The following is a 12,093-nucleotide window of genomic DNA, read 5'->3' on the forward strand; positions in this document are numbered from 1 at the left end:
CCTATATCTGGGTACGCACAGCCGGTGCAACAAGGCTTTCGGCATCAGGGTTGAGCCGCAGGATTTCATAGTTGAGATAGGCCGCAAAGGCGATCCACAGCAGGAAGGGCAGCATGAGAAGCGCCGCCGTTGGGCGGATTCGTGCGAGGAGCAGGATCGTGATGATGCTGAACCCGAAGATCGCGCCGATCAGATAAAGCGCCGCCGTGATTTGGTGCGCGGCAAAAAACAATACCGGCCAGACAAAGACCATGAGCAGCAGCACCAGAAACAGGCCAATCGCCCACCAGCGGAACCGTGCACCCCGTGCGTGCAGGATCAGCGCCAAGGCCAGACCCAGCAGCAGGTAAAGCAGGGGCCACACCAGACCGAAGACCCAGGATGCGGGCATCAGCTCCGGCTTTTCGAGCGCCGCGAACCAGCGATTGCCATAGCCGCTGCCCGCCATGCGGCCCGATCCGATACCAAGAAGAAGCACAAGGGGCACCGTAAACAACGCCCAGCGCAGATAGGATATGCGAAGCTGCGATCTGGATGCAATCTGATTCATCGGCCCCGTTCCCCCAAAAGGTTCCTGTTTTGTCAAATAAGCTGCGCATTGTGGTCCAGCACAATTCGACAATGACCTAGTCCGGCAAAGTTGGCAATTGCCCAAGGGACTGAAATATTCCGAACAATTAGGCCAGCGCGGGTACAGTCAGGACCGTTTGCCCTGAGCCTGTCGAAGGGCTCTTCTTTTGGAAGAAAAGGACTGGGCTTCGACAAGCTCAGCCCGAACGGGCGAGAAGTGGGTTTTCACGCTTGTCCGGCAGGAGCCGTGGCGGTGATCAGGAACTCGACATTGCCTTCAGGACCGGTGATGGGGCTTTCCAATATGCCGGCCACTTGCCAGCCCTGCTGGGTCAGCCAGTCGCTCACCTCGGCGCACACACGGGCATGGACCGCAGGATCACGGACCACGCCTCCCTTGCCCACTTCCGCCCGGCCAGCCTCGAATTGCGGCTTGATGAGCGCGACAAGCCGCGCCCCTGGGGCAGCAAAGCTCAAAGGCCGTTCAAGGACCTTGGCAAGTGAAATGAAGCTCGCATCGCAGACGATAAGGTCTACCGGTTCAGGAATATGGTCCTTCGTCAGAATGCGCGCACTGGTCTGTTCATGAACGATGACGCGCGGGTCCTGCCTCAGCTTCCAGGCGAGCTGGTTGGTACCACTGTCGACGGCGTAAACCCGCGCCGCGCCCTTGGTAAGCAGTACGTCCGTGAACCCGCCAGTCGAGCTGCCCACATCCATCGCAACTGCGCCCGTCACGTCCCATTGCAGCCGGTCCAGAGCATGGGCGAGCTTTATGCCGCCGCGTGACACCCAGGGATGATCCCGCCCCTTGAGTGCGAGCGGCGCGTCCTCCGGAAGTTGCTGCCCTGCCTTTTCAATCTTGCGGTCGCCGGAATAGACCAGGCCCGCAAGGATCATCGCCTGTGCCCGGGCGCGGCTTTCAACCAGCCCCCGGTCCACCAGCATCTGATCGGCGCGTTGCTTGGCCATCGCTCAGCGTGCGAGGTTCACGAGCAGCGAGGGCGTCAGTATCTGGGGCAGGACCTGCGGATCTTTTCCCGGCGCATACCAGAGGTAGAGCGGCACGCCCGACCGGCCGTGCCGTTCAAGGAAGCGGCCGATCCCGGCATCGCCATTGGTCCAGTCGCCGACCATGACCTGCACCCCCGCCTTCCGGAACGCATCCGCCACCTCCTGCCGGTGAATGGCGGCCGCCTCATTCGCCTTGCAGGTGATACACCAGTCGGCGGTGAAATAGAGAAAGACGGGCCGTCCTTCAGCGCGCAATTTGTTGAGCCTGGCCTCATCAAAGGCATTGGATGCTTGCGGGACAGGCGCCGCCGCGCTGCTCTGATGCCTGGGCAATGCAACGACGCCTATTGCAAGGACGATGAGGACGGCAGCCGCAAAAACGGGGCTCCGGCGGACCCCCCGCCGCTGGCGGGCGCCGAGCCACCAGAGCAGCAGGCCGGCCGCCAGGGTCATCCCCATGCCAGCCGTCATTCCGGCTGTTCCCGTCTGACGGCCTAGCAGCCAGAGAAGAGCGAGCGCCGTCGCGAACATCGGTACCGACAGGACGCGCCGGAGCGTCTCCATCCATGCCCCCGGCTTGGGCAAGCGGCTGCGAAGCGGCGGCAGGAAGGCGATCAACAGGAAAGGAAGCGCTAGGCCAATGCCCAGTCCGGCAAAAATCGCGAGCGCAGCCGCCACGGGCAGAACCAGCGCCGCGCCAAGCGCCGCCCCCATGAAGGGACCCGTGCAGGGCGTTGCCACGAAGGCGGCAAGCGCGCCGGTCCAGAAGGACCCCGCTGCGCCGCCCTGCGCCGCAAGCTCGCTGCCCGCGCCGATATTCCGCAGCTCGAACAGGCCCGCCAGATTGAGGGCAATGGCCGTCACGAGCAGCAGCAGCAGCAGGATGATACGCGGATCCTGAAGCTGGAACGCCCAACCTGCCGCCGAGCCGCCCGCCCTGAGCGCCACCAGCGCCCCCCCCAGCGCCAGGCACGTTGCGACCGCGCCTGCCGCATAGGCGAGGGAATCGCGGCGGACGACGCGTTCATCCCCCCCGGCTTTGGCCAGCTTGAGCGCCTTCAGGCTGAGGATTGGAAACACGCATGGCATGACATTCAGGAGGAGCCCGCCAAGCACCGCGCCTCCCAGGGCAAGAAGGATGCTGCCAATTCCCCCGCTTGCAAGACCGGCCCGAACGCCCTCCCCATCGAGCGGCGTGCCGGCGGAGGGCACTTGTCCCGGCTGCGCGGAAAGGAGCAATCCCTGATGCTCCCCGGTCTTCAAAATGCCGGAAATCGGCCCCTCCGGCGTCCCTGCGGCCTTTGTCTCGATAATCAGCCGGTCGCCATTGCGGCTGGCCTTTTGCGCCGCCGAATAGGTCAGCGCGCCATCGGTCAGCGGGAAGAAATAAGCGGCATCGACCTTGGCGTCCGCCGGAAAAGGGACGGCGAGCCTCAGAATTCCGTCCTTGACCGCATAATGCCCTTCGGCGCCCAGCGGCCGGGGCAGGCGCGCGCGGTAGCCGTCGAACGCGGCACGCCGTTCAGCAGTGACATTACCGCTGCCAGCGATGAGATCGAGCGCCATGTCGCCGCGCTCGGGCACGCATATTTCCCGCGTGCAGGACAGCCATTCGCCATGAACCTTGATCGGCAGCCTGGTGCCAGCCTTGATACCCGCTGGAATGGAAAGGTCGACCAGCGGGGCATAATCCCCCTCATAAACATAGTTCATGAGGCCCGATATCATCAGCGTCTCGGGCACCGGATAGCGAAGCGGCCCGGCCTTCACTCCTTCGGGAAGGCTCCATTTCAGCGTCATGCCGACGCCCGCATCGCCGGGATTTTCCCAATAGCCATGCCAGCCAGGCTTCGGGCTCATCAGCACGGCCAGCGTGACCTTTCCTCCGGGCGCGGGCGTATCGCTCTCCGCCGCAAGGCGCGCGGTGACATTGAGGCTGCCGTCGCGGGAAGGCAATTGCGCCTGGGCGCTGGCCACCCCCAGCAGCAGGGCGGCTGTCATGATGAGGAAATGTAAAAGCCGCATGTGCCCCAGGATTGCATTCTCGATTGACCAAGTCCGGCGCCGCTTATAGCCGCAAAAGGTCGATCGGCGCCAAGGAGTTATTCGTGGGAATATTTCGGAAACTGTCTCTCTCCTGCCTTCTCGCCGCCGCCTCTACCGCCGCTGCGGCTGCTCCCCCGCCGCCCAATCCGCCCAAGCTGGTGGTGGTCATTTCCGTCGACCAGTTCTCCGCTGATCTGTTTGCGCAATATCGTCCGCATTTCCGCGGCGGATTGAAACGGCTTTCCGAAGGCGCCGTGTTTCCAGCGGGCTACCAAGGCCATGCAGCGACTGAGACTTGCCCCGGCCATTCGACCATCCTGACCGGCAGCCGCCCGGCGCGCACCGGCATTATCGCCAACAACTGGTATGATCTTTCGGCAAAGCGGTCCGACAAGCTCATCTACTGCGCGGAGGATGAGAATGAGCAAGGCACCGATAGCGAGCATTATGTGGCTTCGTTCACCCATCTGAAGGTCCCTACGCTTGGCGATAGGATGAAGGCGGCCAACAGGGCGGCCAAAGTTGTTTCCGTCGCCGGCAAGGATCGCGCCGCCTTGATGATGGGCGGGCGGGACACGGACCAGATATGGTGGTGGGGCGGCAGCAGCTTCGTCACTTTGAAGGGCCGGCCCTCCGATCCGGTGGCCGGGCAAGTGAATGCCGCCGTAGCGAAAAGAATTGCAACACCGCAGCCAGCCATGGAACTTCCCGGGGAATGCAAGGCGCGGAATTATCCGGTTCAAGCCGGTAATATGACCGTCGGCACCGGCCATTTCGAAAGGGCAGCGGGCGACACAAAGGCGTTCCGCGCTTCGCCCGAATTGGACGCGTCCACCTTGGCGCTGGCGGCAGCCTTGCGGCAGGACATGAAGCTTGGGCAAGGACCGCAAACGGACCTGCTGATCATCGGCGCCTCGGCTACCGATTATGTCGGGCATAGCTATGGCACCGAGGGTGCGGAAACATGCCTGCAGCTCATGTCCCTTGATCGCGACCTGGGGGATTTCTTTGGGACCCTGGATGCCGCTGGAATCGACTATCTTGTGGTTCTGACGGCCGACCATGGCGGGCATGATCTTCCCGAACGCACCAAGCTGAATGCCGCGCCCATGGCGGCGCGGGTCGACCCCAGGCTGAATGCACAGGGAATCGGGGCGGCCGTCGGCACGAAATTGGGGTTACAGGGCCGCCTGCTTTACGCGGATAGCGCCAATGGCGACTATTATGTCTCGCGCGATCTGCCGGCCGCTCAGCGGGCCGCGGTTGCGCGAGAGGCGATGGCTCAGATCAGGGTGCATCCTCAAGTCGCCGCAATATTCAGCCGCAAGGAGTTTGCCGCCACGCCGATGCCGAAGGGGCCGCCCGATAGCTGGTCGCTGGCGGAACGGGCCCGTGCCTCCTTTACGGAAGATCGCTCGGGTGACTTTGTCGTGCTTCTGAAGCCCCGCATCACACCCATTGCGGAACCGAAAAATTATGTCGCAACCCATGGCAGCCCCTGGGACTATGACCGGCGCGTGCCGATTCTGTTCTGGCGCAAGTCTATGCAGGGCTTTGAGCAACCGCTGGCCGTGGAAACGGCGGACATCCTGCCGACGCTGGCCGCCCAGATCGGCCTGACAGTCCCTTCAGGAGAGATTGACGGCCGCTGCCTTGATCTTGACCAAGGGACGGAAGATAGCTGCCGCTGAACCCCGGCTTCGGCTTTGCCCACGCATTTTTCTGTCATTCCGAAGGGACAGGGAGTAACCTGACCACATCGATGTCCAGGCCGGGCACGAGCCCGAGAGAGAAGCAATGCGCGTCGCGATTGCGGACAGGGACCCAGAAACCGCACGCGGCCTTCAGGAGGCCGTGCAAGATATGGGATTTGGCGCCACCATCTTTTCCTCGGGCACATTGCTGATCACGCATTTGCAAAGGGATACGTTCGATCTGCTGATCCTGGACTGGCAGTTGCCCGACCGCTCGGGATCGGATGTTCTGCACTGGGTCGGCAATTTGCCGATGCCCCCGGCGATTATCGTCACCAATGACAGCGGCCGCAAGGAAGACATAACCGCGGCGCTGCGGTCAGGCGCCGACGATTATGTCACGCTGCCGGAAGATAGCGACGTCCTTCAGGCAAGGATCGCGGCGGTGCTGCGGCGGTCGGGCAGGCAAGCTCCGGCTGCGGACGAAATTTTGTGCTTTGGGCGGTATCGTTTTCGGCGGAAGACGCTGCGGGCGACCCTTGAGGAAAATGAGATACCGCTCACGGCCAAGGAGTTCGCCCTGGCCTTATTGCTCTTTCAAAATGAAGGACGGCCGCTCTCCAGAGCCTATATACTCGATACGGTCTGGAAAAGTGTCGCAGGGCTGCCGTCACGGACCTTGGACATGCATGTCTCGCGGGTCCGGTCGAAATTGCAATTGGGCCCCGGTCAAGGTTTCGAACTCGTCACCCTGTTCGGCCATGGCTATCGCCTGGATCGGACAGACGAGCGGCTGGAGCCAAGGGAATAGCGGGAGGCATACAGCCTCGCGTTCTGCTGGAATCGAAGACCAAACCCAAAGATCAGGCGTCCATGGCATCAGGCGTTTCAGGGCCGGGCATCCGCCTCAACACCGGCGTTCCACAAAGGAAAAGGCCGGAGGTTTCCCCCCGGCCTTCTGTTCTTCAAGCGAAACCTGAGCCAGACCTCAATGCTTCTTGTCCGCCCAGATATTGCGGTAGGACAAATAGGCGAGACCCGTTGCCACGATCAGGAAGAAGATCACTGCCACACCCGCGCGGTGACGGTTTTCCAGCTTGGGCTCGGCGGTCCAGGTAAGGAAGGCAGCAACGTCCTTGGCCATTTGGTCGACGGTCGCCTTCGTCCCATCCGCATAGGTCACCTGGCCGTCACCCGTCAGCGGCGGCGCCATGGCAAGGTTCAGGTTGGCGAAATAGGGATTGTAGTGCAGTCCCTCCGGCGTCTTCGCGTCCGGGAACTTCTTCAGAAGTTCGGCGGGCTGCTTCTGGTAGCCGGTGAGCAGCGAATAGACATAGGCGTTGCCGTGATGACGCGCCTTGGTCATCAGCGAAAGATCGGGCGGAATGGCGTTGTTGTTGGCCGCACGCGCCGCCACATCATTCGCAAAAGGCTTGGGGAAATAATCGGCCGGAACAGGCTTGCGGGTGGCAGGCTCACCGGTTTCCTCATTGATCGAAGGCGTCTCTGCTGACCAGTTGGCGGCGATCGCCTTGATCTCGGCTTCGTTATAACCAAGACCTTCAAGGTCGCGGAAAGCCACCAGACGCAGCGAGTGGCAGGCCGAGCAGACCTCCTTGTAAACCTGGAAGCCGCGCTGCAGCTGCTGCCGGTCATAATGGCCGAGCGGACCGTCAGAGGCGAACGCCACATGCTTCGGCTGCAGGTGGAATTCATGCTCGGCCGTCGGAGCGGGCGGTTCACTGACATAGTTCACCGCGCCAAAGACGAAGGAATAGAGCAGCATGCCCGAGAAGAAGATGCCAACAAGGGCAGCGAATACGCGAACCATCTTATCTATTCCCCTTATTCAGCCGGCACGGTGGCGGCTTTACCGCCTACGACCGCCTGGTCTTTCCCAAGCACTGCCTCAGTGATCGATCCCGGCAGCGGCAGCGGCCGCTCGATGCTGGAGATGATCGGCAGGATGATCAGGAAGTGCGCGAAATAATATGCCGATGCGAGCTGGCTGATCATCACGAATGGCTCTTCCGCAGGAGCGCCGCCGCAATAACCGAGGATCGCAACGTCCACGAGCAGCAGATAGAAGAACTGCTTGAACAGCGGACGGTAGCGGCCCGAACGAACCGGCGAACGGTCCAGCCAGGGCAGGAAGAACAGCAGCAGGATCGATGCGAACATCGCGAGCACGCCGAGCAGCTTCGCCGGGATGAAGAAGAAGTCGAAGGTGAAGGCGCGCAGGATGGCGTAGAAGGGCCAGAAATACCATTCAGGAACAATGTGCGCCGGCGTCGAAAGCGGGTTGGCCGGGATATAATTGTCCGGGTGGCCAAGCCAGTTCGGCGCGAAGAAGAGCAGGATCGCATAGCCGATCAGCGCGACGCCCAGTCCGAAACCGTCCTTCGCCGTGTAATAGGGGTGGAAGGGCACAGTGTCCTGCGGCCCCTTCACGTCCACGCCGGTCGGGTTGTTCGAGCCCGGAATGTGCAGCGCCCAGATGTGCAGGATGACAACCGCCGCAATCACGAAGGGCAGCAGATAGTGCAGCGAGAAGAAGCGGTTCAACGACGCATTGCCAGGCGCAAAGCCGCCGAGCAGCCAGGTCTGGATCGGCTCACCCACGACAGGAATGGCCCCGAACAGCCCGGTAATCACCTTGGCGCCCCAGAAGCTCATCTGCCCCCAGGGGAGCACATAACCCATGAAGGCGGTGGCCATCATGAGAAGGAAGATCACAAGACCAAGGAGCCACACCATCTCTCGCGGAGCCTTGTAGGAACCGAAGAAGAGGCCGCGGAAAATATGGATATAGACCACGATGAAGAAGAAGCTTGCGCCATTTGCGTGCGCATAACGCAGCAGCCAGCCCGAGTTCACGTCGCGCATGATGTGCTCGACACTGTCGAAGGCGACGCCCCCATTGGCTGCATAATGCATGGCAAGAATGATGCCGGTGACGAGTTGGAGAACCAGCGCGAAACCCGACAGCACACCGAAGTTCCACCAGTAATTGAGGTTCCGGGGAACCGGATAGCCTCCGCCGATGCTGTTATAGACCAGACGCGGCAGCGGCAGGCGGGAGTCGATCCACTGCATGAGCGGATGCTTGGGGGTGTAATGTTCAGCCCAGGGAAAGCTCATTTTCTGTTACCTCAGCCTACCGTGACGACCGTGTCGGACGTGAACTTATATTCGGGCACTTCCAGATTCTTGGGTGCCGGGCCTTTGCGGATGCGGGCCGCGGTGTCGTAGTGGGAACCATGGCAGGGGCAGAAATAACCACCGAACTCGCCGCGATTCTCACCCTCGCCCGCGCCCAGGGGAACGCAGCCCAGATGGGTGCAGACGCCCATGGTGATGAGCCATTCCTTCTTGCCGTCGACCGTGCGCTCTTCCAGCGTCTGCGGGTCGCGCAGCTCGTTCACCGGTACCGCATCGGCCTCCGAAATTTCTTTGGGGGTCAGGTGCCGGACAAAGAGCGGCTGGCTGCGGAAGGTCGTCTTGATGGCCTGTCCGGGCTCGATCGCGCTGATGTCGACCTCCGTCGATGCAAGCGCGAGCACGTCGGCGCTCGGATTCATCTGATTCACGAGCGGCGGAATGACGGCGACCGCGCCGACTCCGGCGAAACTCACTGCCGCTATATTAATGAAGTCGCGGCGGCGGACACCTTCGACCGGCACTTCCACCGATTCACCATGATCAAGCGTTGTCATTCAACTGCCCTTGTCCCTTAACCCAGTTCTTTTCAAATGCGCCGAATCGCTGGCAAAGTCAGTGACGCAGGCGCACGCCCGCCAAAGTCCCCCGGCGGTTCGCGCGCCTGATAGCCTCGTCTTGGCCCTTTTGCCAACAGCAATTTGACTGGGCTGTGACAAATCCGGCGGCAGCTTTTATGGGACGGGCATGCGCATTGCCCTTTATCAGCCCGACATTGCGGGCAACACCGGGACCATTATCCGCCTCGCCGCCTGCTTCGGGGTGGCCGTGGACATTATTGAGCCTTGCGGCTTTCCCTTTTCCGACAAGCAGTTGAAACGGTCGGCCATGGATTATGCGCAGGCGGTGCAAATAGAGCGCCGCCCCAATTTCCAGGCCTTCGCGGAAGCCATGCGTGAAAATGGCCAGCGGATCGTGCTATTGACGAGCAAGGGCGACGTGCGCCTGCCGGAGGCCGAATTCATGGCGGACGATGTGCTGCTGCTCGGATCTGAGGGCGCCGGCGTTCCGGACGCGATACATCAAAGTGCGGGGCTTCGGGTCAGGATCCCGATGCGGGCCGGACTTCGGTCCTTGAATATTGCCGTCGCAGCGGGCATCGCGCTGGGAGAGGCATTGCGGCAGAAAGGACTATATCCGCCATGATCGAACTGGACGGTGAGCAGCAGGCGGCACGAAGCTGGTTTGAAAGCCTGCGCGACCGTATCTGCGCTGAATTCGAATTGATCGAGCGGGAGGCGGGAAGCGACGCGCAGTTCGCCTATACCGCCTGGGACCGGGAAGCAGAGGGCCTTGCTCCAGGAGAGGGTGGCGGCGGCGTTCGCGGCCTCATGAAAGGGGAAGTGTTCGAAAAGGTCGGCGTCAATGTGTCGACAGTGGCCGGAGCCTTCTCGCCGGAATTTGCCAAGACCATTCACGGAGCGGGTGATAATCCCACCTTTTTCGCGACCGGCATCAGCCTTGTAGCGCATATGGCCAATCCGCATGTCCCGGCGGTACACATGAACACGCGCTTCCTGGTCACGACCAAGCGCTGGTTCGGCGGCGGCGCGGACCTTAATCCTCCCCTCGCCTATGAGGCGGACACCGCAGCCTTTCACGCATCCTTCAAACAGGCCTGCGACGCGCATGACCCAAGCTATTATCCGCGCTTCAAGCAATGGGCGGACGATTATTTCTTCATTCCGCACCGCGGGGTGCACCGGGGCGTCGGCGGCATCTTCTATGATCATCTGGAGGGGGATTTCGAAGCGAACTTCGCCTTCACCCGCGATGTAGGGGAGGCATTCCTTGCTATCTTCCCGGCGATCGTGCGGCGGCGCATGCATATGAGCTGGACCGGGGAGGAGCGGCAGAAGCAGCTTGAATGGCGCGGGCGCTATGCGGAGTTCAATCTGGTCCATGACCGCGGCACGCTGTTCGGCCTCAAGACCGGCGGCAATGTGGACGCAATTCTGATGAGCCTGCCACCCCTCGCCGCCTGGAGCTGAGCCATGTCCCTCCGGGAGGTCCCGCCGCACCAGATCGCCACGATCGTGACCTCGCTGGAGATGCCGAAGCGGCCCAAGCCTGCTCCCCTGCCCCCATCGCCCTTGCGGCTGGCGCGTTGGCAAAGGCCGTCCGCGGACAAATACCGGGCGCTGTTCCGCCGCGTCGGCGCACCCTGGCTATGGTTCTCGCGCCTGGCGATGGCGGACGATGACCTGCTCGCCATCATTCATGATGAAGCCGTGGAAGTTTACGCCGTGGCCGATCCCAAGGGCATTGAAGTGGGGATGATCGAGCTCGACTTCGGCAATGCCGGTCATTGCGAGCTTTCCTATTTCGGGCTGGTGCCGGAGCTTGCCGGGCAGCAGCATGGACGGTGGATGATGGCGCAGACGAACATGCTCGCCTGGCGCAAGGGAGTGCATCGTTTCTGGGTGCACACCTGCACGCTTGATCACCCCTCGGCCCTGGGCTTTTACCGCAAGTCGGGCTTTGTGCCATACCGCCGGCATGTGGAGATATTCGACGATCCGCGGCTTATAGGCCTGCTGCCGAGGGATGCGGCGCCGCAGATTCCCTTGTTGGGTGGTTGAAGCTGTTATTGGTGAGAGTGAAACGTTCCATCTGACCTTATATCCGTGGTCACCGCATATCCGTCGTCACTGCGCAGGGGCGACGGCTTTTTTTCAAGACAATCTCGGTCCCATAACCGCCTTTGGCCAAAAAAAGGCTCCAGGCAAATAATCCTTCATCCGGCCAATTGCCGGTAAATGCGGCAGGTCATCACCAGATAATAGACCTGGACCACGGCATTGACGATGGCGACCGCCAGCCCCGCAAGCAGCACAGCCAGCGTCGATCCTCCGATCAAGCTGCCCGCTATGCCAAAGACCGAGCGGGAGACAAGCTGCACCACGATCATCAGCATGATGAGCACGATGATGAAGCCGAACAGCCGCCAGAACTGCCCGATCGTCAGGCGCCAGCCCTGCCGGATCGCCTCTGCCGCGCCTACCGGATGCTCGATGATGACGGCATTCAACAGGATGAGCCGCACGGTAACGAATAGCAGCACAGGCGTGGCCAGCAACACGACCATCGACATGGCGGGTCCCATCCCCATGGCTGCGGCCAGTCCTCCGCCAATCAGCGACAGCACCAGCAGCACGCCCATAAAGCCCAAGATCAGCAGGAATGCCGCGCCGATCAGCACCGGCATCCGCCGGATCGCCAGTTGCAGAGCTTCGGCAACGCTGATCCCCGGGCGCAGGGCAAGGGCATTGATGGCCAATATGCCCAGCATGCTGACCAGCAGGACGACCAGCATCGCAAGCAGAAATCCCGGCGGCAGTTGTGGCGCATTGCTGGCCTCCTCCACCATTCCCGCGGTACGAAGCTCCTTGGGCGCCAGCAATTGCAGCACCACGGCGGGCAGAGCCAGGAAGACAAGGGCCACCGGGAACAGCAAAGTGCCCTCGCGCTTCACAAAGGCCAGTGTTTCTTCCCAGGCCGCGCCGATTGAAAGTTGTGCCATCCCATTCCCTGTTTGCCCCGGCAGAAA

The 12,093-nt window shown here is 61.8% G+C and carries 12 protein-coding genes; 5 read left to right on the forward strand and 7 right to left on the reverse strand.

Annotated elements, in window-relative coordinates; genetic code table 11:
• Window position 1: 1 nt before the first annotated feature.
• The 3 genes from VJS46_RS07260 to VJS46_RS07270 form a co-directional block, all read right to left on the reverse strand.
• Window positions 2–550 (reverse strand): TspO/MBR family protein, encoded by a 549-nt coding sequence (locus tag VJS46_RS07260; RefSeq protein WP_324059050.1) that lies wholly within the window; start codon window positions 548–550, stop codon window positions 2–4.
• Window positions 551–795: 245 nt separating this feature from the next.
• Window positions 796–1,542 (reverse strand): TlyA family RNA methyltransferase, encoded by a 747-nt coding sequence (locus tag VJS46_RS07265; protein WP_324059051.1) that lies wholly within the window; start codon window positions 1,540–1,542, stop codon window positions 796–798.
• A gap of 3 nt (window positions 1,543–1,545) precedes the next feature.
• Window positions 1,546–3,609 carry a protein-disulfide reductase DsbD family protein gene (locus VJS46_RS07270; RefSeq protein ID WP_324059053.1) on the reverse strand — a complete coding sequence of 688 codons (2,064 nt, stop codon included), beginning with the start codon at window positions 3,607–3,609 and terminating at the stop codon, window positions 1,546–1,548.
• Between the two features lie 89 nt (window positions 3,610–3,698).
• On the opposite strand from VJS46_RS07270, the gene VJS46_RS07275 reads away from it, so the two are divergent.
• Window positions 3,699–5,321, forward strand: coding sequence for an alkaline phosphatase family protein (locus VJS46_RS07275; protein WP_324059101.1), 1,623 nt, complete (start codon window positions 3,699–3,701; stop codon window positions 5,319–5,321).
• 106 nt (window positions 5,322–5,427) lie between these two features.
• Complete coding sequence (locus tag VJS46_RS07280; RefSeq protein ID WP_324059054.1) at window positions 5,428–6,135, forward strand: response regulator transcription factor; 708 nt, start codon at window positions 5,428–5,430, stop codon at window positions 6,133–6,135.
• 177 nt (window positions 6,136–6,312) lie between these two features.
• Here VJS46_RS07280 and VJS46_RS07285 read toward each other — a convergent pair whose 3' ends face one another.
• Genes VJS46_RS07285 through petA form a run of 3 tightly spaced genes read right to left on the reverse strand, consistent with a single transcriptional unit; the run spans window position 6,313 to window position 9,040 of the window.
• Window positions 6,313–7,155 (reverse strand): cytochrome c1, encoded by an 843-nt coding sequence (locus tag VJS46_RS07285; RefSeq protein WP_324059056.1) that lies wholly within the window; start codon window positions 7,153–7,155, stop codon window positions 6,313–6,315.
• Between the two features lie 14 nt (window positions 7,156–7,169).
• The gene (locus VJS46_RS07290; protein ID WP_324059058.1) at window positions 7,170–8,465 is read right to left on the reverse strand and encodes a cytochrome b/b6; all 1,296 of its coding nucleotides are present in this window, start codon (window positions 8,463–8,465) and stop codon (window positions 7,170–7,172) included.
• Between the two features lie 11 nt (window positions 8,466–8,476).
• The gene (gene petA / locus VJS46_RS07295; protein WP_324059059.1) at window positions 8,477–9,040 is read right to left on the reverse strand and encodes a ubiquinol-cytochrome c reductase iron-sulfur subunit; all 564 of its coding nucleotides are present in this window, start codon (window positions 9,038–9,040) and stop codon (window positions 8,477–8,479) included.
• Between the two features lie 190 nt (window positions 9,041–9,230).
• Between petA and VJS46_RS07300 the strand changes: the two genes are divergently transcribed.
• Genes VJS46_RS07300 through VJS46_RS07310 form a run of 3 tightly spaced genes read left to right on the forward strand, consistent with a single transcriptional unit; the run spans window position 9,231 to window position 11,125 of the window.
• Window positions 9,231–9,689 (forward strand): tRNA (cytidine(34)-2'-O)-methyltransferase, encoded by a 459-nt coding sequence (locus VJS46_RS07300; RefSeq protein WP_324059061.1) that lies wholly within the window; start codon window positions 9,231–9,233, stop codon window positions 9,687–9,689.
• Window positions 9,686–10,534 carry an oxygen-dependent coproporphyrinogen oxidase gene (gene hemF / locus VJS46_RS07305; protein WP_324059063.1) on the forward strand — a complete coding sequence of 283 codons (849 nt, stop codon included), beginning with the start codon at window positions 9,686–9,688 and terminating at the stop codon, window positions 10,532–10,534. Before VJS46_RS07300 ends, hemF begins: the two co-directional genes overlap by 4 nt.
• Window positions 10,535–10,537: 3 nt before the next feature.
• Entirely contained in the window at window positions 10,538–11,125 is a 588-nt protein-coding gene (locus VJS46_RS07310; RefSeq protein WP_324059065.1) for a GNAT family N-acetyltransferase, read from the forward strand.
• A 155-nt stretch (window positions 11,126–11,280) separates the two neighbouring features.
• On the opposite strand, the gene VJS46_RS07315 is transcribed toward VJS46_RS07310, so the two are convergent.
• The gene (locus VJS46_RS07315) at window positions 11,281–12,066 is read right to left on the reverse strand and encodes a hypothetical protein (RefSeq protein ID WP_324059067.1); all 786 of its coding nucleotides are present in this window, start codon (window positions 12,064–12,066) and stop codon (window positions 11,281–11,283) included.
• Window positions 12,067–12,093: the final 27 nt, after the last annotated feature.

Source organism: Rhizorhapis sp. (assembly GCF_035276005.1).
GTDB lineage: Bacteria > Pseudomonadota > Alphaproteobacteria > Sphingomonadales > Sphingomonadaceae > Rhizorhapis.

Coding starts and splice junctions, on each gene's coding strand:
- VJS46_RS07260 (WP_324059050.1), bottom strand. CDS start 550: ATGAATCAGATTGCATCCAGATCGCAGCTTCGCATATCCTATCTGCGC.
- VJS46_RS07265 (WP_324059051.1), bottom strand. CDS start 1,542: ATGGCCAAGCAACGCGCCGATCAGATGCTGGTGGACCGGGGGCTGGTT.
- VJS46_RS07270 (WP_324059053.1), bottom strand. CDS start 3,609: ATGCGGCTTTTACATTTCCTCATCATGACAGCCGCCCTGCTGCTGGGG.
- VJS46_RS07280 (WP_324059054.1), top strand. CDS start 5,428: ATGCGCGTCGCGATTGCGGACAGGGACCCAGAAACCGCACGCGGCCTT.
- VJS46_RS07285 (WP_324059056.1), bottom strand. CDS start 7,155: ATGGTTCGCGTATTCGCTGCCCTTGTTGGCATCTTCTTCTCGGGCATG.
- VJS46_RS07290 (WP_324059058.1), bottom strand. CDS start 8,465: ATGAGCTTTCCCTGGGCTGAACATTACACCCCCAAGCATCCGCTCATG.
- petA (WP_324059059.1), bottom strand. CDS start 9,040: ATGACAACGCTTGATCATGGTGAATCGGTGGAAGTGCCGGTCGAAGGT.
- VJS46_RS07300 (WP_324059061.1), top strand. CDS start 9,231: ATGCGCATTGCCCTTTATCAGCCCGACATTGCGGGCAACACCGGGACC.
- hemF (WP_324059063.1), top strand. CDS start 9,686: ATGATCGAACTGGACGGTGAGCAGCAGGCGGCACGAAGCTGGTTTGAA.
- VJS46_RS07310 (WP_324059065.1), top strand. CDS start 10,538: ATGTCCCTCCGGGAGGTCCCGCCGCACCAGATCGCCACGATCGTGACC.
- VJS46_RS07315 (WP_324059067.1), bottom strand. CDS start 12,066: ATGGCACAACTTTCAATCGGCGCGGCCTGGGAAGAAACACTGGCCTTT.